This window comes from Nonomuraea sp. NPDC050680 (genome assembly GCF_040654555.1).
In the GTDB taxonomy this organism is placed as follows: Bacteria; Actinomycetota; Actinomycetes; order Streptosporangiales; family Streptosporangiaceae; genus Nonomuraea.
Genome location: NZ_JBFAIF010000001.1, coordinates 819,439 through 845,692, shown reverse-complemented (window position 1 = coordinate 845,692; position 26,254 = coordinate 819,439). Strand labels below are relative to the sequence as shown.

22 protein-coding genes are annotated in these 26,254 nt (G+C 70.7%); 14 read left to right on the top strand and 8 right to left on the bottom strand.

The window, feature by feature from the left end:
• Positions 1-3: 3 nt before the first annotated feature.
• Both AB0H88_RS04030 and AB0H88_RS04025 read right to left on the bottom strand, forming a co-directional pair.
• Positions 4-915 carry a LysR family transcriptional regulator gene (locus tag AB0H88_RS04030; RefSeq protein ID WP_357640990.1) on the bottom strand — a complete coding sequence of 304 codons (912 nt, stop codon included), beginning with the start codon at positions 913-915 and terminating at the stop codon, positions 4-6.
• A gap of 47 nt (positions 916-962) precedes the next feature.
• On the bottom strand, positions 963-1,484 hold the full coding sequence (locus tag AB0H88_RS04025; RefSeq protein ID WP_357640988.1) for a MauE/DoxX family redox-associated membrane protein: 522 nt from the start codon (positions 1,482-1,484) through the stop codon (positions 963-965).
• A gap of 84 nt (positions 1,485-1,568) precedes the next feature.
• On the opposite strand from AB0H88_RS04025, the gene AB0H88_RS04020 reads away from it, so the two are divergent.
• The 9 genes from AB0H88_RS04020 (at position 1,569) to AB0H88_RS03980 (ending at position 11,514) form a co-directional block, all read left to right on the top strand.
• On the top strand, positions 1,569-4,385 hold the full coding sequence (locus AB0H88_RS04020) for a BTAD domain-containing putative transcriptional regulator (protein ID WP_357640985.1): 2,817 nt from the start codon (positions 1,569-1,571) through the stop codon (positions 4,383-4,385).
• A gap of 142 nt (positions 4,386-4,527) precedes the next feature.
• A complete protein-coding gene (locus tag AB0H88_RS04015; RefSeq protein WP_357640982.1) occupies positions 4,528-4,704 on the top strand; it encodes a hypothetical protein in 177 nt (58 codons plus the stop codon).
• A gap of 134 nt (positions 4,705-4,838) precedes the next feature.
• Positions 4,839-5,489 carry a hypothetical protein gene (locus tag AB0H88_RS04010; RefSeq protein WP_357640979.1) on the top strand — a complete coding sequence of 217 codons (651 nt, stop codon included), beginning with the start codon at positions 4,839-4,841 and terminating at the stop codon, positions 5,487-5,489.
• On the top strand, positions 5,486-7,435 hold the full coding sequence (locus tag AB0H88_RS04005; protein WP_357640977.1) for an ABC transporter ATP-binding protein: 1,950 nt from the start codon (positions 5,486-5,488) through the stop codon (positions 7,433-7,435). Before AB0H88_RS04010 ends, AB0H88_RS04005 begins: the two co-directional genes overlap by 4 nt.
• Positions 7,432-7,947: a signal peptidase I gene (gene lepB, locus AB0H88_RS04000; RefSeq protein ID WP_357640975.1), complete on the top strand. Its 516-nt coding sequence runs from the start codon at positions 7,432-7,434 to the stop codon at positions 7,945-7,947. The genes AB0H88_RS04005 and lepB overlap by 4 nt, the downstream gene beginning before the upstream one ends.
• Positions 7,948-8,125: 178 nt before the next feature.
• Entirely contained in the window at positions 8,126-9,022 is an 897-nt protein-coding gene (locus tag AB0H88_RS03995; RefSeq protein ID WP_357640973.1) for a hypothetical protein, read from the top strand.
• A gap of 237 nt (positions 9,023-9,259) precedes the next feature.
• Complete coding sequence (locus AB0H88_RS03990; RefSeq protein ID WP_357640971.1) at positions 9,260-10,309, top strand: SPFH domain-containing protein; 1,050 nt, start codon at positions 9,260-9,262, stop codon at positions 10,307-10,309.
• A 93-nt stretch (positions 10,310-10,402) separates the two neighbouring features.
• Positions 10,403-10,924 carry a hypothetical protein gene (locus tag AB0H88_RS03985; RefSeq protein WP_357640968.1) on the top strand — a complete coding sequence of 174 codons (522 nt, stop codon included), beginning with the start codon at positions 10,403-10,405 and terminating at the stop codon, positions 10,922-10,924.
• A complete protein-coding gene (locus AB0H88_RS03980; protein ID WP_357640965.1) occupies positions 10,894-11,514 on the top strand; it encodes a hypothetical protein in 621 nt (206 codons plus the stop codon). Before AB0H88_RS03985 ends, AB0H88_RS03980 begins: the two co-directional genes overlap by 31 nt.
• Here the strand turns inward: AB0H88_RS03980 and AB0H88_RS03975 are convergent.
• A complete protein-coding gene (locus AB0H88_RS03975) occupies positions 11,460-13,076 on the bottom strand; it encodes a phospholipase A2 (RefSeq protein WP_357640962.1) in 1,617 nt (538 codons plus the stop codon). The genes AB0H88_RS03980 and AB0H88_RS03975 overlap by 55 nt on opposite strands.
• Positions 13,077-13,633: 557 nt before the next feature.
• Between AB0H88_RS03975 and AB0H88_RS03970 the strand changes: the two genes are divergently transcribed.
• Positions 13,634-14,497, top strand: coding sequence for a hypothetical protein (locus tag AB0H88_RS03970; protein ID WP_357640959.1), 864 nt, complete (start codon positions 13,634-13,636; stop codon positions 14,495-14,497).
• Between the two features lie 44 nt (positions 14,498-14,541).
• On the opposite strand, the gene AB0H88_RS03965 is transcribed toward AB0H88_RS03970, so the two are convergent.
• The 5 genes from AB0H88_RS03965 to AB0H88_RS03945 form a co-directional block, all read right to left on the bottom strand.
• A complete protein-coding gene (locus AB0H88_RS03965) occupies positions 14,542-16,776 on the bottom strand; it encodes an Orn/Lys/Arg decarboxylase N-terminal domain-containing protein (RefSeq protein WP_357640956.1) in 2,235 nt (744 codons plus the stop codon).
• A gap of 87 nt (positions 16,777-16,863) precedes the next feature.
• Positions 16,864-17,817, bottom strand: coding sequence for an alpha/beta hydrolase (locus tag AB0H88_RS03960; RefSeq protein WP_357640953.1), 954 nt, complete (start codon positions 17,815-17,817; stop codon positions 16,864-16,866).
• 89 nt (positions 17,818-17,906) lie between these two features.
• Entirely contained in the window at positions 17,907-18,749 is an 843-nt protein-coding gene (locus AB0H88_RS03955) for an alpha/beta hydrolase (protein WP_357640951.1), read from the bottom strand.
• A 69-nt stretch (positions 18,750-18,818) separates the two neighbouring features.
• Positions 18,819-19,472, bottom strand: coding sequence for a hypothetical protein (locus AB0H88_RS03950; RefSeq protein WP_357640948.1), 654 nt, complete (start codon positions 19,470-19,472; stop codon positions 18,819-18,821).
• Between the two features lie 88 nt (positions 19,473-19,560).
• Complete coding sequence (locus AB0H88_RS03945; RefSeq protein ID WP_357640945.1) at positions 19,561-19,989, bottom strand: hypothetical protein; 429 nt, start codon at positions 19,987-19,989, stop codon at positions 19,561-19,563.
• Positions 19,990-20,174: 185 nt separating this feature from the next.
• Between AB0H88_RS03945 and AB0H88_RS03940 the strand changes: the two genes are divergently transcribed.
• The 4 genes from AB0H88_RS03940 (at position 20,175) to AB0H88_RS03925 (ending at position 26,240) form a co-directional block, all read left to right on the top strand.
• Entirely contained in the window at positions 20,175-20,819 is a 645-nt protein-coding gene (locus AB0H88_RS03940) for an acyl-homoserine-lactone synthase (protein ID WP_357640943.1), read from the top strand.
• Between the two features lie 300 nt (positions 20,820-21,119).
• The gene (locus AB0H88_RS03935; RefSeq protein WP_357640940.1) at positions 21,120-21,398 is read left to right on the top strand and encodes a CATRA system-associated protein; all 279 of its coding nucleotides are present in this window, start codon (positions 21,120-21,122) and stop codon (positions 21,396-21,398) included.
• On the top strand, positions 21,385-22,584 hold the full coding sequence (locus AB0H88_RS03930) for a CATRA conflict system CASPASE/TPR repeat-associated protein (RefSeq protein ID WP_357640937.1): 1,200 nt from the start codon (positions 21,385-21,387) through the stop codon (positions 22,582-22,584). Before AB0H88_RS03935 ends, AB0H88_RS03930 begins: the two co-directional genes overlap by 14 nt.
• Positions 22,581-26,240 (top strand): CHAT domain-containing protein, encoded by a 3,660-nt coding sequence (locus tag AB0H88_RS03925; protein WP_357640934.1) that lies wholly within the window; start codon positions 22,581-22,583, stop codon positions 26,238-26,240. Before AB0H88_RS03930 ends, AB0H88_RS03925 begins: the two co-directional genes overlap by 4 nt.
• Positions 26,241-26,254: the final 14 nt, after the last annotated feature.

Here is a 26,254-nt window from a genome sequence, read left to right as displayed (position 1 = left end):
CGATCAGAGGATGGTGAGCGGGTCGGCGGCGCGCTCGCGCAGCGCGGTGATGACGCTCGCGAGCGGGCCGCGGCGGTCCGCGGCGCCCGCGGGCCAGACCACGCCGAGCCGGAAGTGCAGGTCCGGGTCGTCCAGCGGCACGAGGACGAGCCCGGACTCGGTCAGGACGCGGCCCGCGATCGTGTTGGGCGTTATCAGGGACAGAGCGCGCGAGTGGGTGATGTGCGCGGCGATCTGTACGACGTCGCTGTGCGGCATCTCCCGGATCCGGGTCACCCCGCCCTCGCGCAGATGGTCGCGCAGCCCCTTCATCACCAGCGGGTGCACCTTGAACGAGGTGAGCAGCATCTGCCGATCGGCCAGGTCGCCGAGCGTGAGCCGGTCACGGCCGGCCAGCGGGTCGTCGGCCCGCATGGCGATGGCGAAGCGGTATTCGGCGAGGGCCAGGCTGTCGAGGCCGGGGGCGTCCACGGGCAGGTGGACGACGGCGATGTCCAGCCGATGCGCTGCCAGCAGGGCGAGCAGCCCCGCCGACGGCTCCAGACTCACCGGCAGCTCGATCCCGGGGCTCATCCGCTCGAACGTCTCCAGCACCAGGTCCAGGACATGGGTGGGGGCGAGCGGCGTGGCCCCCACCCGCACGGCTGGGGCGACGGCGACGGGCCCGGCCGCGAGGTCCGCCAGCGCGTCGAAGCGGGCCAGCACGTCGCGGGCCGGCTCCAGGAACGCCCGCCCGAAGACGGTCAGCTCGACCTGGTGGTAACCGCGGTCGAACAGGTCCTCGCCGAGCTCCTTCTCCAGCTCCCGGATGCGGCGGCTGAGCGGGGACGACGTCACGTGCAGCCGTTCGGCGGCGCGCCCGAAGTGGAGCTCCCCGGCCACGGCCACGAAGTAACGGAGCTGCTGGATGTCCATCCCGCTCAGCGTAGCGACGGCCCCCGGCGATCAATCACCCGCACTGATCACGACGGCGCCAGCAACGAGACGAGATCGTCCCATCGGGCGAACAGCAGCCCCAGAGTGGCGCCGAAGACGCCGACCACCACGCTGAGCGCCGGGTCGAAGGAACCGCTCACCAGCGACCCCGCCAGTCCGAGCAGGGCGATCACGACGAGCACCACGTTGCGCACCACGTGCCCCGCGCCCAAGGGCGTCTGGGTGGGGCCGAAGCAGCGGCAGGCCACGGTGTTCCCCCGCCGGACGACCAGCGCGACAGCGACGGCCAGGCACCCGAGCAGCCCGGCCGCGAGGACGAACGACGCCGATCCGGCCCAGCGAAGGGGAACCGCGGCCAGCACGATGACCCCACCCTCGGCCGCCACCGTGGCGACCGCCGCCGGCACCTTCGCGCCGCCGACCAGCCCCATCGCCCCGACCGAGACGACGAACTCGTCCCAGGCCCGGCGGCTGGAGATCTTGCCCACCAGCGCGAGCGTGAACATCGTGAGCAGCAGCAGTCTGCTCGCCACATCGACGTACTGCATGATCACAAGGTAGCCACGGGCGAGCGGATCCGGCAAGAGGGGCCTCGTTACGCTCGAAGATCCACAAGCAGGGAGTAGACCGTCGTGCTGATTCGGTTGCTCGGACCCGTCGAGGTGGAGCGTTCGGGCCAGACCCGTCCCGTACGGCCGCCGCAGGTCGCGCTCGCACTTGCCGCGCTCGCGTGGGAGGTCGGCCGGGTCGTGTCCGTCGAGACGCTCCTCGCCCGGGTCTGGGGCGAGCAGGTTCCGCCCGGCGCACGGCGCACCCTGTACACCGTCATCACCCGCATCCGGCGCGACGTACTGGCCGGTGACGGCGCCGTCGTCCAGCGGCTCGGCGGCTACCTGCTCGACGTGGACGAGTCCGCGGTGGACGTGTCGCGCTTCCGGAGCCTCGCCTATCAGGCGATGGCCGAGCCGGATCCGGCGCCGTTGCTGGGCGAGGCGCTCGCGCTGTGGCGCGGCGACCCGCTGACCGGGCTGGCCGGCGAATGGGCCGAGCGTGCCCGTCACCGTCTGAGCGACGAGCGCAAGGCGACCATGCTGCGGTGGGCGCGTACGGTGACCGGCCGCGACGCGGCGGCAGCGGTGGCGGCGCTGACGCCGCTGGCCGACGAACATCCGCTGGACGAACTCCTGGCCGCCGCGCTGATCGAGGCGCTGCACACGTGGGGGCGGACCGCCGAGGCACTGGCGCACTTCGCCCGGGTGCGCCGGACGCTCGCCGACGAGCTGGGCGTCGAACCGGGTACGGCATTACGGCGCGTCCACCGGATGCTGCTGCGCTCCGGCGATGTGGCCGAGACCACGCAGGTGGTCCCGGCCCAGTTGCCGGTCGACCTGCGGGGCTTCGTCGGGCGGACGGCGGAGCTGGACCGGCTGGCCGAGGCCGCGACCGGTGACCGGCCGGCGAGCGCGGCGGTCTGCGCGATCTCGGGACCGGCCGGGGTGGGCAAGTCGTCGCTCGCGCTGCGCTGGGCCCACCTCAATCGCGACCGCTTCCCGGACGGGCAGTTGTACGCCGACCTCAGCACGGTCGATCCGGCCGACGCGGCCGTGGTCCTGCCCCGGCTCCTCGGCGCGCTCGCGGTCCCGGAAGCCCGGATCCCGTCGGACGTCGAGGCCCGGATCGGGCTCTACCGCAGCCTGCTGGCCGCCCGGCGGGTCCTCGTCGTGCTCGACGACGCCCGTGGCGCCGACCAGGTACGCCCTCTGCTGGCCGGCGCGCCGGGATGCCTGACGCTGATCACCAGCCGGGCCGAGCTGACCGGTCTGGCGGTCACCTCGGGCGCCTCCCTGGTGCGCCTGGACGTCCTGCCGGACGACGACGCCTACCGCCTGCTGGCGGCGAGGCTGGGCGAGCCGAGGCTGGCTGCGGAGCCCGAGGCCGCCGCGCTGATCATCCGCCGATGCGGCCGGCTGCCGCTGGCCCTGGCGATCGTCGCGGCGCAGCTGGCGCGGCGCACCGACCTCCCGCTGGCGGAGGTCGCCGTGGACCTCGCGCGGGCCGGCGCCGATCTGGAGCCGTTCGCCCACAGCGACCCGGCGATCGACCTGCGCAGAGTGTTCGGGCGGTCCTACAGGGACCTGCCCGAGCCCGCGATCCGGCTGTTCCGGCGCCTCGGGCGGCACCCCGGACCGCACGTGCCGCTCGCCGCGGCGGCGAGCCTGGCCGCCCTCCCGCTGGACCGCACCCGGGAGCTGGCCGCGCTGCTCGACCGCGTCAACCTGGTCGACCTGCGCGCGCCCGGCCGCCTGCACCTGCACCTGCACGACCTGCTACGCGTGTACGCGTCGGAGCAGGAGCGGGCCGCCGACAGCCGGGCGGTACGGCGGTCGGCGACGAGGCGGCTGCTGGACCACTACCTGCATTCGGCGTGCGCGGCCAGCGAGATCTGCTACCCGCACCGCGAAAAGCTCCAGCTGGAACCCCGGGCACGAGGCGCCGTGACGGAGCGGTTCGCCGGTCAGGCGGAGGCCCTGCGCTGGTACGCCGACGAGTCGGTGGCATTGCCCGCGTTGCTGACGGAGGCGACCGAGGCCGGGCTGGACCGGCACACGTGGCAGCTGGCGTGCGCGTTCGCGGAGTTCATGCAGCGCAGCGGCTCATGGGAGCAGCTGCTGCGCGTTCAGGCGGTGGCGTTGGACGCGGCCGAGCGGCTCGGCGACCGGCTGGCCCAGGCCCGCTGCCACAACAGCATCGCGCGCGCCCACGCCAGGCTCGGCCGCGACCTGGCGGCCATCGAGCACTATCAGCAGGCGATCGAGCTACTTCGCGACCTCGACGAGCCGGTCTTGGAAGCGCACATCCACCTGGGCCTGACGGTCTCGCTGAACCGAGTGCGACCCGCCGAACAGCTGGTGCACACGCTGCGCGCGCAGGAGCTGTTCCGGCAGGCTGGCGATGCCATCGGCGAGGCGCGGGCGTTGAACAACGCGGGCTGGTGGCGGGCCCAGCTCGGCGAATACGACCAGGCGCTGGCCGACTGCCGCCGGGCACAGCGCATCCTGGCCGAGTTCGGGTACGCCCAGGGCGAGGGGCACGCATGGGACAGCATCGCCTGCGTACTGGAGGCCAAAGGCGACCTCACGCAGGCCGTGGCGTCCTACGAGCGGGCGGTGGAGCTGTTGCGCGGCTGCGATGACCTCCACCCGGCCGCCGAGACGCTGGTCCGGCTGGGCGAGACGCACCTGCGGGCGGATGACACCTCCGCCGCGCTCGACGCCTGGAAGCGGGCGGCGGAATGCTACGACGCCCTCGGCGACGCGCAGGCTGACAAGGTGCGCGACCGCATCGCCTCCCACGACCAGGACAAGGTGCGCGACCGCATCGCCTCCCACGACCAGGACAAGGTGCGCGACCGCACCGGAGACCCACGACCAGGGCAGGTAGGCCGTTAAGAATTCATTGAGAAATCGCTCAGAGCCCGGGTGCAGGCTGCGACGAGCGGCGAGTTGGTCGGCGTGGGCCGGCCGTGCTCTGCCGTGCCGGCCGGGCGAAAGGCCCGCCGGGACCCGCCGATATGGAGGTTCGATGCGCGCCGTGACCAGAATGGCTGACCGGCTCCTTGAGCTGGTCGTGCCGCACACCGTGGCCCGGGCTACCGACTGCGGCTATGAGTGCTGCAGCTTCCCCGCGTTCACCGCGAAGTACTGCTGCTACTACCCGAACGGTCACGTGTCGTGCGGCGGGTGCAAGAGCTACATCTACTGCTCGTGACCGCTCGCCCCCGAGCACGCTCATGTAGCGCGCGCGGGCCTTCACGGTGACGAGTACGCCGCGATGACCGGTGCCCGGCGGTGGTCGGCCGCGGCCGGGCACACCCTCATGAGCTTTCGACACGGAGATGTCCAGTGCCTTACCTGATCGCCATCGTGGTCCTCGTCGGTGCCCTGTGCCTGCTGGACCTGCTGCTGACCCTCGGCGTGGTCCGGCGGCTCCGGGAGCAGACGAAGCTGATCGACGCGCTGTACGAAGCCGTCGGCACGGGCGTCCTGGCCGGAGCGGGCGACGGTCTGTCCGCCGGAGAGGTCGTCGGCGACTTCGCCGCGACGACCGTGGACGGCGCCAGCGTGACGCGCGACCTCCTGCCCGAGGGGACGGTCGTCGCGTTCCTGTCGCCGGACTGCCAAGGCTGCCATGAGCAGCTTCCTGAGGTGGCCTCCTGGGCGGCGGGCCAGGACCGGGCGCGGGTGCTGGCGGTGGTCGACGGACGCTCGGGTGATCCCGCGTCCCTGGTCACCACGCTGTCGCCCGTCGCCCAGGTGGTCGTGGAGGAGGCGCCTTCCGGGGTCGCCACCGCGTTCCGCGTCCAATCGTTCCCGACCTTCTTCCAGGTGGCCGCGGGCGGCAGGCTGCTCGCGCGGGCGCCCCGGATCTCTCGGTTGCCGGCCGGTTCGCCCGCCGTGGACGTCGCCGGTTCGTCGGCCGTGGACGTCCACGGGTCGCCGGCCGCGGGCATCGCCGGTTCGTCGGAGTGGCAGGCCGAAGAGCAGCCGGCGTGAGCGGTCGCCGGCCGGGGACGGCGCCGACGCCCCGGGTCCTGGCGGGATGCGCGCTGCGCGCCGCCGGGATGGTGTGGCGGTCGGCGCCCGCCCACGTCCTCGGATACCTGGTGGTCACGCTCGTGGGCGCGGCCGCCCCGATCGCGCTGGCGTGGCTGACGAAGGCCGTGCTGGACGGCCTGGCGGACCGCCGGACCACCGTGCTGCTCGGCCTGGCGGTGACGATCGCCGTCGTGACGACGGCGGCCGTGGCGGCGACGCACGCCGCGCACTACCTGCGGGCCGAGGTGGACCGCCGGGCGGCACAGCGCGCCAAGGACGAGCTGTTCGCGGCGGTGACCCGCTTCACGGGACTGGCCCCGTTCGAGAGCCCCGCCTTCCTCGACCGGCTGCGCCTGGCCCAGCAGAGCGCGAGCAATCCGGGCAGGCTGGTGGACACCGCGGCCTCCGCCGCGCGCAGCACGATAACCGTCGTCGGGTTCGTCGGCTCCCTGGCGCTGATCAGTCCCGCGTTCACCGTCCTGGTGCTGCTGTCGGCCGTACCGGCGCTGCTGATCGAGCTGCGGCTGTCACGACAGCGGGTGGCGATGATGTGGCGGATCGGGCCGGCCGAGCGGCGGGAGCTTTTCTACGCGCACCTGATGTCGACGGCGGACGCCGCCAAGGAGATCCGCCTGTTCGACCTCGGCGCCTTCCTGCGTCTGCGCATGCTGGCCGAGCTGCGGACCGCCAACGCCGCTCGCCGGCGGATGGATCGGCGGGAGTTCCTCGTACAGGCGAGCCTGTCGGGCACGTCGGCGGCCGTGGCCGGCGTGGGACTCGTCTGGACGATCCTCGCGGCCGGCCGCGGGCAGCTCAGCGTGGGCGACGTGTCGATGTTCGTGGCGGCCGTCGCCGGTGTGCAGGCCGCGCTGAACGTCATGGTGTCGGCCGGCGTGATGGCCTACGAACAGCTGCTGACCTTCCACCATCACGTCACGATCGTGACCGCCGGTCCCGACCTGCCGACGCCGGACGAGCCCAGATCGCTCGCGCCGCTGCGCCGGGGCATCGAACTGCGGGACGTCTGGTTCAGGTACAGCGACGACCATCCGTGGGTACTCCGCGGCGTCAACCTGTTCATCCCGTACGGCCGGACGGTCGCGCTCGTCGGCCGCAACGGCGGCGGCAAGAGCACGCTGGTGAAGTTGCTGTGCCGCTTCTACGACCCGACGCGCGGCGCGATCCTGTGGGACGGCGTGGACCTCCGCGACGTGGCGCCGGAGACGCTGCGCGCCCGGATCGGCGCGGTCTTCCAGGACTTCGTGGCCTACGAGCTGACCGCGACCGACAACATCGCGTTGGGCGACCCGGCCGCCACCGAGGACCGCACCCGGGTCGAACGGGCGGCACGGGACGCCGGCGTCCACGACACCGTCGCGGCGCTGCCGCACGGCTATCGCACGCTCCTGAGCCGTCAATTCACCCCGGAGGAGGAAGGCGAGGAGGGGGCGGGCGTGCTGCTGTCGGGCGGGCAGTGGCAGCGGGTGGCGCTCGCGCGGGCGTTCCTGCGCCGCGACCGCGACCTGATGATCCTCGACGAGCCCAGCGCCGGCCTGGATCCCGAGGCCGAGTACGAGGTGCACAGGCAGCTCGCCGGCCTGCGGTCCGGGCGTACCAGCGTGGTGATCTCCCATCGCCTCGGCGCGGTCCGCGACGCCGACCTGATCGTGGTGCTGGCCGACGGCGTCGTCACCGAGGAGGGCACGCACGCCGCCCTGCTGGCGGACGAGGGCACGTACGCGCGGCTGTTCACCCGGCAGGCCACCGGTTACCGGGACGAGGTCCACCCGGCCTGTCAGGCGGAGGTCCACCCAACTTATCAGGCGGAGGTCCACCCGACTTATCAGGACGAGGTTCACCCGAACTATCGGGACGAGGTCCGCCCGACGGGTGCGGCGCGTTGATCGGCGCGCTCGCCGGTGTCGCCGTGGTGGTGCTCGTCATCCTGTGGTTGCGCAGGCGGTATGTGGTGGTGACCGTTCATGGGGAGAGCATGCTGCCGACGTATCGGCCGGGCGAGCGCCTGGTCGTCCGGCGGACATCACCCCGTTCACTGCGTACGGGGCAGGTCGTGGTGCTCGCGGGAGTGCCGAGAGGGTCGCGCGCCGGAGCGGTGGGAGGGTCGGTCGCGGGATTGGTGGGAGAGCCGGTCGCTGGAGCGACGAGAGGGTCGCTCGCGGAGGAGACGGGCACGGGCTGGATCGTCAAGCGCGTCGCGGCCGTCCCGGGTGACCCAATACCGAGGGACACGGTGCCCGCGCTGCGGACCGCGCCGGGTACCCGCGTGCCCGCCGGCCATCTGGTCGTGCTGGGGGACAACGCGGACCGTTCATACGACTCCCGCCGTTCCGGATATATGACGACGGACCGCTTGCTCGGTGTGGTGCTCCGCAAGGTCGGTCAGCCGCTTCGCTGATTCGCGGTCGCTATTGAATACGCGAAGAATAGGCCAGATATTTCTGGCCGAAAAGCGGCCCATCTTTTCATCGGCCCCGATCGTTTCACCATTGTGGCAAAAAGCGGTCACCAGCCTTGTTGGGCCGGTCACGCGGGCGCACAGTCAAGGCATCGCCTACTGGAATGGAGCGCCATTTATGGACAGAACGGTCGCACCACATCGCCGCGCGAAAATCCTCGTACGGCGTCTCTTCTCCGCCGGCATCGCCATGTTCGTCGTGGCCTTCCTCGTCGCGCCGCCCGCGCAGGCACTGGTCCTGCCGACGCCGAATGCATTCGTGACGAACCTCGACCTGGAATGCTTCAAGACCACCCCGTACCAACCGCCGCCCACCACTCTGAAGCTGCGGCACCTCAACCCCGTACTCGCCAATCAGCCGAACCTGGCCGTCACGCTCGGACAGCGCGAGCAGCTGTGCGTCCCGGTGGCCAAGAACAACGTGATCCCGCCGCCGAGTGTCCTCGATTTCATCAGGTTCGTCGACCTGTCGTGCTATCGGGTCACCGGCCCCTCGCTCAACCTGAGCCTGGCGCTGCGCCACCTCAACCCGGTGCTGCAGAACGTACCGGGCATCGGGGTCGTCCTGAACGTGCCCGAACATCTGTGCGTCCCGGTCTCCAAGAACGGCGTGGTGCCCTCCGCGGACGTCCTGCGGCTCATCTCCCACATCGACCTGCTGTGCTACGCCCACACCCCGAACCCGGCCATGAACGTCGGCCTCAACCTCACCCAGCTCAACCCGGTGCTGACCAACCAGATCCCGACCTCGGACGCCAAGGTCACCGCCGCCCGCCAGCTCTGCGTGCCGGTGCAGAAGTCCGGTGACGCGATCCCGGCGGACGTGATGAACATCGTGCGCTGGGTCGACCTGGAGAAGTTCGACATCACCGCCTCGACCATCACGCCGGTGCCGCTGACCCTGAAACACCTCAACCCGGTGCTGGCGAACCTGCCGGCCGAGGATGCCAGGCTGACCGGCGCCGTGCAGCTGGCCGTACCGGTCTCCAAGAACGGAATGATCCCGCCGAACTGAGCCATCGATGACGCCCGAGGAGAGCGACGACCGCGCACCGTCACCCTCCTCGGGCGCGGCCTTGTCATCGCCGGGTGATCGAAGTGCGACAGACGTCCGCCGCCTGGCCGGCCTGCTCCACGCCGACCCGCAGGTGGGCCCGTCCTGAGCTTGTCCATGCCGTTGACCAGGACTTGACGCCTTCCTTGCCTGGCAGGTGCGTCCCCGGATCTAGCCTTGAGCTGGAAGGGGCACGCCATGATCATAAATATCGTGCTCGGGCTGATCGTCCTGTTGACGGTCTGGGTGGCCGTCAGCGCCATCAGGGTCGTCAACCAGGTGGAGCGCGGTGTGGTCTTCCGCTTCGGCAAGGCTCAGCGGGAGGTCCGCCCGCCAGGGATCACCCTCCTCATTCCGGTCGTGGATCGGATGAAGAAGGTGAACATACAGATTGTCACGATGCCGGTGCCCACGCAGGAGGGCATCACCCGTGACAACGTCTCCGTTCAGGTCGACGCCGTCGCCTATTTCCGCGTCGTGGAGCCGCTGCGGGCGGCCATCGCGGTGCAGGACTATCTGTTCGCGATCGAGCAGGTGGCGCAGACTTCACTACGCTCGATCATCGGCAAGAGCGATCTGGACGACCTGCTGTCCAACCGCGAGCAACTGAACAAGGGCCTGGCGCTGATGATCGACAGCCCTGCGCTCGGCTGGGGCATCCACATCGACCGCGTGGAGATCAAGGATGTCCATCTGCCCGAGGGCATGAAGCGATCCATCGCCCGCCAGGCCGAGGCCGAGCGGGAACGCAGGGCCCGGGTGATCACCGCGGACGGAGAGTTCCAGGCCGCGCGGAAGCTCTCCGACGCCGCAACCATCATGACCGAGGCGCCTGGCGCACTTCAGCTGCGGCTGCTGCAGACCGTGGTGGAGGTGGCGGCCGAGAAGACCTCCACGCTGGTCATGCCGCTGCCCGTGGAGCTGCTGCGCTTCTTCGAGCGCTCCGCGAGGAGTGAGCCGGCCGTGGGCGCCGCCAGTTCGCCGGAGCAGCCGGCCGTGGGCGCCGCCGGCTCGTCGGAGCAGCCCGCTGTAGACGCTGCCAGTTCGCCGGAGCGGCCAGCTGTAGACGCCGCCGGTTTGCTGCCGCGGCAGGCCGGACAGCAGTCGGCCGTGGAGGCCGCCGATTCAGCGGCGCGGCAGGCCGAAGAGCAACCGGCCATGCCGGACTCCGCCACGCCCGAGCTGGCTTCGCCAGGGCCCTCCTTCGAACGCTCCGCAGCGAAGAACGGGGCCCCGCGCGCTACATAGGCACACAGACAAGGCTCCAGGCCCCCGTCGCTGGGGGTAGATCATCCGTCTCCCGCAGAATGTCCTAGGGATGATCAATACTGGCGCCATGGGATGGATCGGGATCGCGACGGGCCACGAGCTCACCGTCGAGGGGACGCGGCGGCCGGTGCTCGCCTGCCGGACGGCCGCGGGCAGCTCGGCCGCTGCGCGCTCCTGCGCGAGGGCGCGTGGACGGGCGCGGGCGCCTTCGCGATCCCGCACCCGCTGCTGCTCGGCGACGAGCTGCCCATCTGGCGGGGACGGAACCTCACGCAGGTTGTCGAGCAGGAGGCCCGCGCCGCCGAGGACGCGCACGCGCTGCCGGTCGACGAGGCCGCGCTCGTCGCGGCGCACCTCGCCGCGGGACCGGACGCCGCCGGAACGGCCACGCTCAAGAGGCACGGCAAGCGGCTCGCCGCCCGCCATCCCGCCCCTGGCGCCTACCGCTGGCACCGCAGCCTGCTCACCGAGTGGTGCGAGGAAGTCCCGGACGGCGCGGACGGCGCGCTGGCCCTGGCCGACGGCGCGGGCCTTTCGCCCCGTTCAGCATGTTGCCCGGGGCGGTGGTCAAGGATTGGCTCGGCCGCTTCCTGAAGCTGTACGCGGGGCTCGCACTCCCGGTCGCCGGTCTCGGTGACCTCCTGCACGACGCCGGTACGCGGCTGCGCGCGGAGGGCCTCACCTGCGACGGCCATGAGGCGGTACTGGGAGTGGACGAGGACGAGGTCAACCGCTGGGAGGAGACCGCCGCGGACCTCCCGCTCCTCGATCTCCTCCTGGACCGCGGCGTCCCGCTCGCCCGGCCCCGGCTGCTGCACACGTTCAAGCTGTACGACCGGCTCGCCTCCGGAGCGGGCACCGATCTGGCCGCCGTCGCCGCCGACCCGGACTGGGCTCCGCTGTTGCGCGACGCGATCGTGGGCAACGTGACCAACCAGCTCAACGTCACGTGCCGCCCTGGTCATGGAGGACCTGCGCTTCCTCCGTTCGTCCGAGCCGCTGGAGGCCGCGGCCCGGCTGGAGTGAGGTTCCCGGAGGTGCGGGGGTGGTGGCAGGCGAAGGGAGGCCGGATGGCGTGCGAGCGATCACGCCATCCGGCCGGCCCGCTCAGGTCGGGGTGTGCTGTGGGTCAGGTCTTGTCGGCGCCGTTCTTGGGGTTGCCGAGGCGAACCCCTTGGCGGTAGATGAAGGCCCATCTCCTGCAGGCGGGACGGACGAGGATGAAGTAGGCGTTGCAGGTCCAGTTCTTGAGCGTGCTGTAGAAGACGTCGTCCACCTGGGACTTGCGGTACCTGTCGAGGTAGTACTTGTAGTGCTTGTAGGTGTTGCCGATCAGGCCGTACCCGTAGTCGTGCATGTCACAGGCGGGCCGGAAGTCGAAGCCCGTCGGCCGGTCGGGGGCGTTGGTGCAGTGGTCGAAGGTGATGCCGACGACATAACGCTTGCTGGGGAGCTTCTTCCACAGCGGCTTGTGCCAGCCATTGTGCGCGACCCAGGCCGAACAGCCGGCCCGCTGGTAGTACAGCCACTTCCAGGCGTCGTTGCAGTACGACGGGTACGCCTGGGGGGTGGAGATGTCGCCGGGCAGGAAGTCGCCCGGGGACGGCGCGGTGGCGTTGGGGTCGTTGATGCCGCTCGCGCCTTGGAACGGGTCGCCGGCGGTCGGCTGGGCGGTGCCCGTGGCGGTCGCGGTGGGGGCGGCGGTGCCGTTGGCGAAGGCCAGTTGCCAGCTGCCGTCGGTGGGGGAGTCGATGGAGGTCAGGCGGCCGAGCTGGTCGTAGCCGTAGGTGGCGGCGGGGGAACTGCTCTGGCCGGGGTCGGCCACGGTGCGCAGCAGGCCGTTGGGGTCGTATCCGTAGCTGGCCACGGTCTGCGGGGCGGCCGAGCCGGAGGTGAGAGTGATGTCTTTGAGCCGGCCCGCGAAGTCGCCGAAGGAGGCGGTGGTGGCGGTGGTCGTGGCGGCGTAGTGGATGGTGAGGGTTTCCTCAGGAGTCTCGCCGCCGGCCGGTTCCTTGATGGTGCTGATGCGGCCCTGAGGGTCGTAGGTCACCGATGAGGTGCCGTAGGCGGTGTTGCCGGTGCTGGTCGCGCGCCAGGTGTCGGCGCCCTGCAGGCCGTCGATCTTGTTCCAGGTGTAGGTCAGGCTGAGGTCGGCGTTGCTCTGGCTGAAGGTGTCGTCGCCGGCTTCCGTGGCGCCCTTGTCCATCGCGATGGTTTCGGTGATGGAGGTACGCATCGCTCCGGCGGTGGTGTCCCACCGGGTCGTTTCGGTGATCTTGGAGCCGTCGGTGCTCTCGTACCGCTGGACACCGCCGCCGTCGGGGAAGGAGATGCTGCTCTTGAGGTCGTAGCGGGCGGTGGTGCCGCCGTCGAGTTCGGTGACCACGATGGCGCCGTTCTGGGTCTCCAGTTTCCGGTCGACCATCCCGCCGAGGAACTCCGCCGTCCAGCCGGGCCCGAACACCGCCATCTCAGGGCGGGAGGCCAGGGCCGACTGCGGCCGGGCCAGGTCACCGCCTCCGGTGGCCACGCCGTGTGAGCGGCCGATCGCCCCGGCCGGCACGTCGGTGTCGCTGATCTTGAAGGTGTCGGTGTCGGTGAAGTACAGCCCCGGACCGACCTGCTGGACGTTGTCCGGGTCCGCCTCATTGGTGGCGCTGGTGGTGGTGGTGACGGCGGACGCCATCGGGGAGAGCAGCGGGAGCAGCACTGCCGCAACGGCGACGGTGAATGTTAATCGACGCAACCGGTCCTCCTCATTAAGAGAGCGAATTGATCCCCTGGACAGTAAATGATCGAAAGTCGCCCAACAAGGGTCTGGACAGATGTTTAAGTCGATGTTCAAATCACGTACGAAGCCACGCCTGAAAGGCGATTTCAGAAAAGCGCCACGATGATCGTCCGTCTGTCGACTAATATGCATCAGCGCAGGTGAGACTACCTGTGTGGCGAAAATGTAGTGATTATATGGCATCTTCGCCGATAATGCTTTATGTGTAACGTAAAAGGCGGGCCAGTGCGGCAGGCGACGCAGCTGTGGGGGGCTGTTCAAATTCAGATGATGACGGGGCGGCCCGTTCTTGCTCTCCCTCGGAGGGGGTGCCGCTCCATGGGACCTCTGCCGCGACGGACCGTTTCGTCTTCTGCGCCGAAGGGGTGTCTCTCCAATGGTCCCCAGCTACCACGGTCCGTCACAGGGATTGAGACGGTCGCGTAACGGGCCACCCGGGGAAATCATTGTGTTCGCCGCACTAGATCGTCTGATTTCCGTCATGGACGCATTTCTTTCGACATGATCGGAACATGAACGCATCGCTGAGGGCCGCGCTCGTAGGGGCAGTGGTCGGACTGGCCCAGTTCGTCCTCCTCTGCTTGCGGGGAGACAACATAGGACTGCTCGACCTGCTGATGACGGTCGTCCTGTCCTCCGGCCTGGGGTTCTTCCTGTCCTGGTGGGGCAGGCTGCCGCGCTGGTGGGGGGTGGGCCTGGTGGGTCCGGCCGTCATCGTGGCGTTCCTCCTCGCCGATCTCCCCCTCGTAAGCGCCACCGAGACCATGGACTCCGGTGACTGGCAGATGGGCCTGTCCCTCATGGCCCTGGGCGCGACCGCCTACCTGGCCGCGGCCGGTCTGTTCATGTCGGTGCACCGGGCACTCCGCGTCCTGATGGTCGCGGGCGTCGCCGTGGCGTACCTGGCCGTGTGGTCGGCACAGGACGTGCTCGCCGACGCGACGCGAGCTCACAGACTGGCCCGCTCCGGGGTCCCGCTCGTCGCGCCCACGCTGCCGAGTTACCGGCTCTGGTCCGTGACGGGCGTGGATGGACGGTTGGAGCTCAGGTACGAGCGTGAGGACGGAGTCTGGCAGGTCGACGTCGCCGTCGAGCCAGTGGGCGCGGTGAGTCCCAAGGGCGCCTGCAAGCATGCCGTGCCGTACGACGGCCTCCCGGAGCACGCGGAGTGCCGGCAGGTGTCACCGGGCGCATGGCTCCTCCCCGGCGACTCCCAGAAGATCCTCTGGGCATGGTACGGCGACGCGTTGGTGCGGGTCGAGAGCCTGACGATGGGCGAGAAAGAGCTGATCGCCGTGCTGCGCTCGTTGCACCCCGTCGAAGCCCGGGAGTTGGCCAGGCTTCACGAGGACTGGACCCCATCACTGTCGAGCTGAGGTCACCGGCCCGACCACAGTACGGCCCGGCCGGTGACCACTTCTCAGCGTTCGACTTCGACGTGGTAGCGGCCGTCCTCGCCGCGGTGCGCGCCGTGGATGTCGGTGGCCAGGTCAGGGAAGCAGCGGTCGAAGTCCTCCAGGGCGTGCAGGTACGCCATCAGTGGACCGTCGGCGGGCCCGGTCGCCTCCCCGGGCATCAGCATGGGGATCCCCGGCGGCGTGACGACGACGGTGGCGGCGGAGATGCGGCCGGGCAGGTCGGCGAGCGGGACGCGTTCGGTGCGTGAGCGGATCAGGGCCTGGTAGCTGTCGGCCGGGGTGCGGACGGGCTGGGGGAGAGTGGTGAAGATCTGGTCGAGGAGCGCGCCGAGTTCGAGGGCGCGGAGCTTGTCGTGTACGTCGGCGCAGAAGCGGCGCAGCGTGGTGGCCGGCGGCCCGAAGCCCGGCAGCACCTCGGCCAGGGGCAGGTCGTCGTCGTAGGCGCGTTTGAAGTCGGTGAGCGCGTCGATCAGCGTGCCCCACTTGCCCTTGGTGATGCCCATGGAGAACAGCACCAGCAGCGTGTGGTCACCCGTCTTCTCCACGGCGATGCCGCGCTCCCGCAGGTAGGTGGCGACGATCCGAGCGGGAATGCCCCAGTCGAGCGTGCCTTCGGCGGCGTCGGCGCCTGGGCAGGTGATCGTCACCTTGATGGGGTCGAGCAGGCAGTAGCCGTCGGTCAGACCCTGGAAACCGTGCCAGGCGGCGCCGGGCTCCAGCGTCCAGCACGCCGGATCGGTGCTCAGCAGGACGGGGTCGGCGTCGGCGAAGGGGACGGACAGGCCGGTATGGGGGTCAGTGACATGCGTGGGCTGCCAGACGCCGAAGTACCAGTCCGGCCGCCGGCCGTCCTCCCGGATGCGCGCGGCCAGCCGGACCATGGCCTGGCGGAACCTGACCGCCTCGATGACGGCCTCGCCCGTCAGGTACGGCCCGGCCGGACCGTCCATCATCCCCGCCGCCACGTCCAGCGAGGCGATCATCGGGTAGAGCGGAGAGGTGGAGCAGTGCATCAGGTACGTCTCGTTGAGCCGCTCGTAGTCAACCGGGGCACGATCGGCCGACCGGACGTGCAGCATCGCCGACTGCGACAGGGCCGCCAGGAGCTTGTGCGTGGACTGGGTGGCGAACACGGTGGGGCGCTGCGGCCCCGGCAGCGTCCGCTCGTCCACGGCCATGCCGTAGCGGCGGGCGTACAGCGGGTTGAAGCGGGCGTAGGCGAACCACGCCTCGTCGAAGTGCACGCGGGGGACGCTCTCGCTCAGCAGTTCGGCGACCCGTACGGCGTCGTAGCAGAGCCCGTCGTACGTGGAGTTGGTGATCACGGCGTAGGCCGGGTCGGTCTGTGCGAGAGGGTGGCCGGCCAGGCGGTCGCGCAGGGCGTCGGCCTGCAGCGCGGCGGGCGGGATGGGGCCGGCCAGGCCGAGGCCGTTGCGTTCTGGCACCAGGTAGACGGGGCGGGCGCCGCTGATGGTCAGCGCGTGCTGGAGGGACTTGTGGCAGTTGCGGTCCACCAGGGCGGTCTCGTCGCGGGCGATGGCGTGGTGGCCGACGATGCGGTTGGCGGTGGCGTTGCCGTTCATCACGAAGAAGGTGCGGTCGGCGCCGAAGACGCGGGCGGCATTGCGTTCGGCGTCGCCGATCGGACCGGTGTGGTCCAGCGGTGAGCCGAGCTCGGGGACGGAGATGGACAGGTCGGTGCGCAGCAGGCGCTCGCCGTAGAAGTCGAAGAACGCCCGCCCGACCGGCGACTTCAGGAACGCGACGCCGCCGGCGTGCGCCGGGGTGTGCCAGGAGTACTGGTGGTGGTCCTGCAGCTTGCGCAGCGCGCGGAAGAACGGCGGCAGGATCCGCTCGGAGTATTCCTCGGCGGCGTGCGCGATGCGGCCGGCGATGAAGTCGGGGGTGTCCTCAAGCGGGAACACATAACCCTGGATGACCTCGTACACCCATAGGGGGAGCTCCTGTTCGGCGGTCATGAGGAAGACCGGCAGGCCGCGGAAGCGCTGGGTGACCGCGCCGAGCACCTGATCGGCGCCCGGCGCGTCCCAGTCGGCCAGCATGCCGGACAGTGAGGCGTCCGAGCCGATCACCGCCAGCGCGTCCTGCGTGCGATGCGTCCAGCGCACCTGAACGCCGAGGTCGTCCATCGCCGCGCCGACGCGGCGGATCTGCTCGGCGAGTGCCGTGTCGGCGTCGGGGCGCTCGGCGACTGCGGCGAGAACCGTACGTTCCATGCGAAACTCCATGGCCAGGGGGACTGTCGCTCCGCTCTTTACCCTGAGTCGTTGATCGTCACTCAGGGTGCCCGGCCGGCGAATCGCCTATAGCAGCGCGGAATCCGCGGTCCCGACGGCGGGACTCTCCGCTGCCGAACGATCAAGCAGGTGTCGGCGCAGGAAGGACAGCTCGGCGTCGACCGCCTGCTCGTGCGCGTCCATGAAGGGCGCGTAGTGGGAGCCGGGCAGACGAACCACCTCCGCGCGGGGCGCGCGCCGCGCGGCGGCGAGGGCCTGTCCGGGAAGCGCTGTCTGATCCTGGTCGCACACCAGAACGAGCAGCGGGCACCGTACTCGGGAGGCGTCGCGGCCCGGCCGGTAGAAAGCCAGGCGGAGCGCGGAGCGGGCGGCGACCGCCTGCTGCCAGTCGGGGTGTCTGTCGCCGGGGTTGAGCGCCCGGTCGCCATCGACGCTGTCCGGTGTGGTGAGCAGCGCGAGCGTCCCCGGCGCACCGGCCAGCGGCACCAGCAGCGGCGGGCGGCCGATGAGCCCACCGACGGCATCGAGCAGGCCCCTGCCGGTGAAACGCAGCATCGCCAGCGGCTTCTGGTGACGCGCGGCGTTGCGCGTGCCGTCGAGGCCGTCGACGTTCGGCGTCTGCGCGATCACCGCGGCGATCCGCGGGTCGCGCGCCGCCACCCGCATGACGTGACCGCCGCTGGTGGAGAAACCCCAGACGGAGAGCCTGGCGGGGTCGACTCCGGGCAGGGTCGCGGCGAAGGTGATCGCCGCCTGCCAGTCATCGAGCTGATCTTTGACGGGCAGCACCAGACGCGGTTGCCCCCCGCTCTCCCCGATGCGGCGATAGTCGAAGGCGAGTACGCCGAACCCGGCCTCGTGAAACCGCCGGGCGAACACGTCGGTGCCCGGCTCCTTCGTCACCGCGAACCCGCCGGCCATGATCACCAGGGCGCCGTTGGTCCCCGGGTAGTGCCAGGCGGCACATTCGGCGTCGCCGCTGACGAAGCAGACCTTCTCCCGCTCCACAGGAATGGGCACTAGGACCTCCGAGCGATCTGGATCAACACTGATGGCAAAAGTGAACCACGTGGTTCGCAAAATCGCAACGGAGCCCGCGGAGCACCGCGCTACAGCGCGGAGAACTCCCGGATGACCTGGGCGAGCCTCGCCGGCTGGTCGAGGGGGATGAGGGTGTAGGTGTCCGCTATCTCGACCAGCCGCCCGTAGGGGAGGAGCTCCGCCAGGCGGCGGCCGTGCTCGGGCGGCATCACGCGGTCGCCGCTCGCCCAGACCACGAGGGCGGGGCGGTCGAAGCTCGGCAGGGACTTGGCCGCGGCGAGGAGAAGGCCGGTGTCCGCCGCTGCCGCCCGGAGCACGCGTACGGCGTCGCGGCGGATCTCGGGCTGTCTCATGACCGGCTTCGTCCAGCGGGCGGTGGCGGCGTCTCCGCGCATGGTGAGCCAGCCGAACGTGATCGGCAGCCGCCGGAGCGGCCGGAGTCGCATCTGCTGCATGAACAGCCCGAACATCCGGGGCGAGAGCCTGCCGCAGAGCACGAGCGTCTTGCCTGTCAGCCCTGGCGGGAAGTTGTCGAACGCGTCGCAGGAGGCGAGCACGACCCGTCCCACCCGCGCCGCGCCCTCACCCATGATCAACTGGACGAGCGCCCCTCCGGTGTCATTGCCGACGAGAGTGACGTCGTGCAGATCGAGGCGGTCGAGCAGCTCTGTGACCAGCCGGGCCACCCCGGCCAGTGAAAGATCGGCGTCGGCGTGCATCGCGCGCCGATGCGCGCCGAGCGGCAGTGTCGGTGCCACGCATCTATGGTCCACGGCAAGATCGGCGATCGGCCCGTCCCAGAGCGAGGCGTCCATCATCAGCCCGTGCAACAGAACGAGCGTGGGGCCGCTGCCGCCCGTGTCCGCGTATTCGACCGTCCCGGCGGACAGTTCGATCTCCTTCATGGACATAGCGGGGCACCCTCCCGATCGGATGTTCGTCGGGGGAAGTGAACCATGCGGTTCGCAAACTGTCCACGGCTACTCGTCGACCGCCTCCTCGCGCTCCAGCATCCGGATCAAGGTCTCGACTCCCACACCGACTCGCTCGACATCGCCACCGATCAGCCGCTCCAGCAGGAACCCTCGCAACGATGCGAGGATCATCTCGGCGACCGCGCGCTTGCGCCGGCCGGACCAGTGCTCCGGGCAGAAGGACGTCAATACGGGCAGGTACTGCGCCGACGCCTCCTCCCCGAGTTCCGTATAGCGGTCGGGGTCGTACATCGCCAAGCCGATCGCCTGGTCGAGCACGCGCCGCAGGCCCGGTTCCTCTGCCATGAGGCTGGCCCACGTGGCGCGTACCTGGGCCGACAGCGTCCGGGTGGAGGCCTCCCCGGCGGTGGCGGCCAGCGCGTTGCCGATGCGCCTTTCGCGCAGCCGGCCGATCGCCTGCCTGAGCAGGTCCTCGACCCCGTCGAAGTGGTAGAGCAGCACCTTGTGCGTGGTGCCTGCGGCCCGCGCGGCCCGCCGGAGCGAGAAGTCCACGAGCCCGTTGACCGAGAGGTCGTCGGTGACACGATCGAGCAGTTCGCGGCGTCTGGCCTCGCCGCGCGGGGACCCCGCCGATCGCCGGTAGCCCGCTCGTCCTGGTGTGCCGTCGTCGGCGGGGGTGTTCACGTCGGCGGCTTCCACGATCGTGCGCCGGGACAGTGGTCTTCCGAGGTCATCGGACGATGGTAGCCAGGCGCGAGGGGTCTGCCGGTAATGGTCGGGCCGGAGGTCAGTCGATGCGCTGGCAGATGGTGACCGGCAGCTTCGGAGACCAGGTCCTGGTGGCCTCGTCATAGGCGCGCGCGTAGCCGTTGTTGCCCGGCGCGCACGGAGCCGCGATCGTCGTCTCCACATAAATGGCCCCGCCGGGAGTGATGGGGTGCGTCCGGGCGATCTCCCACTTGGAGAACGCCACCCGGCCGGTGTTGAACTTGACGACCAGGAAGACCCGCTGATTGACCGTGAAATTGCCGCCGGCGACCTTGAGATGGCCGTTGAAGGTGTAATTGAACAGGAAGGACTGAGCCTGTCGGAGACCGGCGGACGCGGTGGCGGACGTGGTGGACGCGTTCGCGGCGCCGGTGAAGGCCGGGACGCCCAGGGCGAGGATGCCGGCGGTGGCGGCGACTCCGAGCACGGTACGGATTCTGCGGTTCATCGGATCTCCTTGGTGACGGTGTGCACCGTATGCGTAACCATTGACGGGCACGCCGCCTGCAATGCGCTTTCAGCGCTCTGACGGGCCGCTGGCGATTGCCCTATGTGCCATCCGGAAACCGCGATTCCGCGAATGACGGAAAGGAAAGCGATCACCAGGAGTCGCTTCTTTCGCGGAGGATGCACATGGACGATCCGTCGGTGGGGGAATGCACGCAACAGATCGTCGCCGGCCGTGCGGGCGAACTGCCGGCATGGCTGCTCGACGGTATGTTCCGGCTGCGTCACGAGGTGTTCCACGAACGCCTCCGCTGGGACGTCCACAGCCTCCACGGAAGGGAACGCGATTCCTTCGACGACTGCGATCCGGTTTATGTGATCAGTTACGCGGAACGCTGCCGGGAGATCACGGGGTGCTGTCGGCTGCTGCCCACCGAGGGCCCTTACATGCTCCGCGATGTCTTCCCTGAGGCGTTACGTGGTGACCCGGCTCCGTACGATCCGGCTGTCTGGGAGCTCAGCCGTCTGGCCACGGCTCGAGCTTGGTCCCGTTCCGTGGTGGCGGGGTTCGGCCCTCGCGCCCGTGCGTTGCTGTGGGAGGCGTTCCGCTGGGTCGACCAGCGCGGTGACACGATCGTCGCGGTCTCCAGCGTGGCCGTGGAACGCAGCGTGCATGCCATGGGCGTTCGTACCCGGCGTCTCGGCGACGGCAAGGCGACGCGCTTCGGCAAGCTTCTCTGCTCGGCCTACACCACCTCGACCAGGGATTTCCTGGAGAACGCGCTCCCCGCGCCGGAAGGGGAGCCGCACTGCCAGAACGGGCGGCGCTGAAGGCGCTCCAGCGGGTCCCATCTGCGAAAAGCTGTACAAAACGGACGTGAAGGAATAATCTCGACATGCCTCAGTCGGGGGCCCTGAGGCACCAAAGCGCATGGGCTAAGACGCCCCGGTCCCACTGGAGACCGGGGCGTCTTCACGGGCGAATCCAGCGGTCACGCGGACGCCGCAGGTCGCGAGGGATCAACGCCGCGAACGCCCTCTTGTTACCGCATCGTGTTGGTGTGATCGCTGGTCGTGATCAAGAGGTGGCATGCACACTTGAGTCGGGATCGCCCCGACGGGAGGTTCGGCGTGCACGATGAGGCCGTGGCACTGCTGCGCGAGGCTCTCGGCTGGGAGCTGCCCGCGGCGAAATGGGCGAATGTGGCCGCGGCCGTGACCAGGCTCGCGGCCTCGGCCGACCCGGACGCGGAGCTCGGCTACCTGGAGCTGGCCGGGCCCATGCGGATCATCACCAGATATCCCGAAGAACCGGTGGCTCCGATGCCCGAGCAGATCCGCGAGCGCGTCAACGAGCTGATCCACAGCCTGTCGGCCTCCGTCGCGGACCGGGCCGATGAGGCTGGGTGAGCCTGCCGCTCCAGGGCTGATCGTCCACGTGTTCGTGGCCGCCGCCGGACCGGAGGCGGCCGCGGGTGAGCGGCGGCTGCGCCAGGTGTGGGACGCGCTGGGCGACCGGTTACACATGCCGGCCTCGACCGTGGGCACGGTCGAGGTGCGTACGGCGCGGGGCCTGCCGCTGCGCCAGGCGGTGCTGCGGCAGGAACACGACATGCGCTGCCTGAGCGTGGCCTTGACCGGTGGTTCGTGGAAGGAGCTCGACGCCCTCTGGGCCGGATGCGCCGGTGCGGACATCGGGGAGTGGGCGCTCGGTGAGTGCCGGTTGTTCGTCGCCTACGGCCGTACGCGGCGGGCGGATCGGATCGTGGCCGCCCTGCCGCAGCCGTACATGCCGCGCACGAAACCGGAATCGTACACGACGAGCCGGATGACCACCCGAGACGGCCTGGCTCTGTGGGAGGTCGGCCACGAGCAGGACACGCGGAGCCGGCGCGTGTTCGCGGTGATCGCGTCGCGCAGGCTGGAGACCCGCCTGGACGCGTGGGCGTGGACGGCGGGCGACGACCGGATGGCGCCGTTCGCCCGTTACCTGATGCACGCCGCCAAGGTCCGCTACCACCTGCGCGTCTATGCGGACGGGGCGAGCGTGCGGGCGGCGCGCCGCCGGGTCGACGAGCAGGTCGACGCGACGATGGCGCTGCTCGGGGACGACGGGCTGACGTCGGCGCGGCGCGAGCTGACCGAGCGGCAGACGGCGGCGGCCGGGCTGATCTGGGCCGCGACCCGGCTGCGCGAGATGCGGCGGAGCGTGGAGATCGCGCTGCACAACATGCGCGCGCAGGCGCTCGAGGACGACCTGGCGTTGACCGAGTGGTTCCTGCGGCGCCTCGACGACGACCTCGCCTACGCCGAGGCGGCCAGGGAGCGGGCCCGCGAGATCGCCGCGATCGCCGACATCGTGCTTGCCGAGCGGCTGCAGCTGCGGGCGGAGAAGACCGAGCGCCGCTGGGAACGCTTCGGCGTCCTGAGCGCCGCGGTCATCGGCAGCCTGGTCATGATGCTGACCGCGGTGCAGTCCCTGAACTACCGCGTCCCCATACCCGATTCCGTGAAGCCCTTCATCGTGGCCGCCCTGGCCCTGACGGCCTTCGGGGTGACCGCGTTCGGCGTCGTCAGATGGCGGAGGAGCCGATGAACCCGGCCGAGCTCATCAACCGATACCTGTTGACCGGCGACACCAAGGCCCTGGAGGACGGGGTGGCCGCATACCGCCAGGCGGCGGCGCGCGACCCGGACCCGCTGCTGCTCAGCGAGTACGGCAACGCCATGAGCATGCGCTATGACTGGCTTCGGGACGAACAGGACCTCCTCCAGGCCATCGACCTGCACCGCCGCGCCGTGGCCGCCTTGGCCGGGCGGCCGGAGCTGGCCGAGGCTCAGGCGGCGCTGGCGGGCGTGCTGGGCAACCACGTGAAGGCCGGTGGAGGGGTGCTTGGGGAAGCCCTGGAGCTGTACGAGGTGGCGCTCCGCGGTCAGCTCCAGGACCGGCCGCTGGTGCTGGCCAACCACGGCATGGCCTTCATGCTCAGCCACATGCGGACCGGCGACCGCGACCACCTGGGCCGCGGGATCGACCTGCTGCGCCAGTCGGTGCACGCCACCGACCGCTCCAGCGACAGGTACCTGTGGCGGCTGGCCAAGCTCGCCAACGCCTTGGTGCTCGTCGCCCACGAGGACCCGGCCAGGGCCGAGGAGCTGAAGGCGACGCTCGACGAGGTGCGCGCCCGCTACGCAGAGGCGTCCGAGCCGGTCAAGCAGGAGATCATGGTCCTGCTGGGCGCCATCATGGCGGCGGACGAGATCCCGGTCATCACCCCCGAGATGATGGACCAGCTGCGGAACACCGCCGTCGGTGAGGAATTCCTGGGCCCGGACGGCCGCTCGCGCTACCTCGCGGGCATGGGTGGCACACTCATCGAGGACGTCCGTACCTCCGGCGCCCTGGACCGCGCCGACCAGGCGGTGGAGATGCTCCATCAGGCCGTGGCCCAGGCGCCGCCGGGCCATCCGGAGTTGCCGCAGCTGCTGATCTCGCTGGGCGCGGTGCTGGGCATGCGCATGGAGTTCAGCGGCACCGTCGATGACCTCGACGAGATGATCGACGTCCTGAGGCGAGGGGTGGCGCTCGTCAGCCCCACCGACCCGCATGTCGGGATGTACCGCTCGGATCTGGGCAATGCGCTGATGTTGAAGTTCCGGTTCGGTGGCGGTCCGAAGGTGATCGACGACGCCATCGGCTGCTACCGGCGGGCGCTCAAGGACTCGCCGCAGCACCCGGAGCGCGCGATGGCGCTGACCGGCCTCGGATCGGCGCTCTTCTTCCGGTACGAACTCACCGGCAACCTGGCGGAGCTGGACGAAGCAGTGAAAAGCCACCGCGCGGCCAGCTCCATAACGGGCTCCGAGCACCGCAACTACGCCCTGATCCTGGCCAACCTGGGCGGCGCGCTGCAGCAGCGCTACGAGCGGACCCGCCGGAGCGAGGACGCGGAGGAGGCCGCCTCCGTCCTTCGGGACGCGGTGGCCGCCACGCCGCTGACCAGCCCATACCGTCCCAGTTATCTCAGCAATCTGGCCGCCGTGCTGGTGGAGCGGTACAAGTACGCCGGTCAGACGCCGGCGTTGCTGGAGGCCGTGGAGCGGATGCGCGAAGCCGTCCGTACGGTGCAGCCCGGCAACATCCAGCGGCCCGGCGTCCTCAACTCCTTCGGTACGGTACTCATGCAGGCGGGCGACGGCCTCGACGAGGCGATCGACATGTTCCGCCAGGCCAAGGCCGCCTCTCCGCCCGGCACCGCGATGCGCACCCGCGCGACCGTCAACCTGGGCGGCGCCCTGCTGATCAGGGCTCTGTCGCCACGGATCAGCCGGGCCACGCTGGCCGCGATGATCGCCGAGGCGCTGGGGGAACCGGCCCCCAAGGGCGCCGTCGAGCAGATCCCTGACCTGGACGAGGCCATCGAGCAGCTCACCGAGGCCATCAGGGCCAAGCCGCCGGGTGGCCCGGTCGCGTACAGCCAGCTCGGGGGCGCCCTGCGCAAGCGCTACGCGATGACCGGGCGGGGCGCGGACCTCAGGAGGGCGCTGCGTACGATGCGGACCGCCGTGGCGACCTGCCCGCCCGACGCGCCGGCCGCCTCGATCGCGCTGTACCACCTGGCGGGGACGCTCACCGACCAGTGGGAGATGACGGGCGCGCCCGCGCCGCGCGACGAGGCGCTCGCCCGCTACCGCGAGGCCGCCCAGGTCGAGACGGCGTCGGCGGACTGGCGGGTCACCGTCGGGCAGCGGTGGGGCGAGTTCGCCATGGAGGCGGGGCCGGCCGAGGAGGCGGTCAGGGGGTTCGCCACGGCGGTGGCCGCGCTGGACGAGGCGGCCTGGCGCGGGCTCGGCCGCGCCGACCAGGAGCGGGTACTGCGGGACTATGAGGGGCTGGCCCGCGACGCGGCGGCGGCCGCGATCCGGGCGGCCGACCCGGGCACCGCGCTGGAGCTGCTGGAGCAGGGTCGAGGCGTCATGCTCACCCAGGTCATCGACAACCGCAGCTCTCGCGACGTCCTGCACGCCGCCGCGCCCGAACTGGCCGACCGGCTCGCCGAGGTGCAGGACGCCATCGACGCCGCCGAGCGCATGGACCTGGCCGACGCGCCGGCGGACGGGTCCGACGTCCCCGCCTTCGACCGTGAACGCCGCCTCGACCAGCGCCACACGTTGCGCCGGCGCCGCGAGGAGATCCTCACCGAGATCAGGGCGCTGCCGGGCTTCGCCGGCTTCTTGCGGCCGCCACGCCACGAGAGCCTGCTGCGGGCCGCCGACGCCGGGCCCGTCGCGATCGTGAACGTCAGCCGCTACGGCTGCGACGCCCTGCTCGTCACGACCGAGGGCATCCGCGTCGTGCCACTGGACATCACTGCCGCGCAGGTCGAGGAACGGGCCGCGGCGTTCGCGGCGGCGGTGGACACGAGGGCCAACGAAGCGGTCGTGACCTGCCTCGACTGGCTCTGGGAGCACATCACCGGCCCGGTGCTGGACGCGCTCGGCGAAGCGCCGTCCAGGATGTGGTGGTGCCCCACCGGCCCGCTGACCCTGCTCCCGCTGCACGCCGCCGGCCGGGCGCCCGACCTGGTCATCTCCAGCTACACGCCCACGCTGCGGGCCCTGCTGCACGCCCGCGAGCAGTCCGGGCCGACCGCCGGCCGGCAGGTGCTGCTCGTCGGCGTCCCCGCCGTGGACGGGGCGCCCGTGCTGAAGGGCGTGGAACAGGAGCTGTGGGCCGTACGCCGGCACCTGCCGCGACGGCTGGAGCTGACCGGCGCCGACGCCACCCGCGACCGGGTGCTCGCCGCGCTGGACGAGAGCGCCTGGGTCCACTTCGCCTGCCATGCCGTGCAGCAGCCGACCGACCCCTCCAGCGGCCGGCTGCTGTTGCCCGGCCCGCCGCTGACCGTACGGGATCTGGCGGCGCGCCGCCTCGACCGGGCCGAGCTGGCCTTCCTCAGCGGCTGTGAGACCTCGCGCGGCGGCGACATCCTGACCGACGAAGCGGTCAGCATCGCGGCGTCGGTCCAGCTCGCCGGGTTCCCGCATGTGATCGGCTCGCTGTGGCCGATCAGCGATCTGCACGCGCCGGCCGTGGCGGAGGAGGTCTACACCGTGCTGACCGCGGGCGGCACCCGCGAGCCGCATCCCGGCGCGGCGGCCATGGCGCTGCACCTGGCCGTACGCTCGCTGCGCGGCCGCCGCCCGGGGTTTCCGATCTTCTGGGCGGCGTACGTGCACGTCGGCCCCTAAATGACCGACCCGGC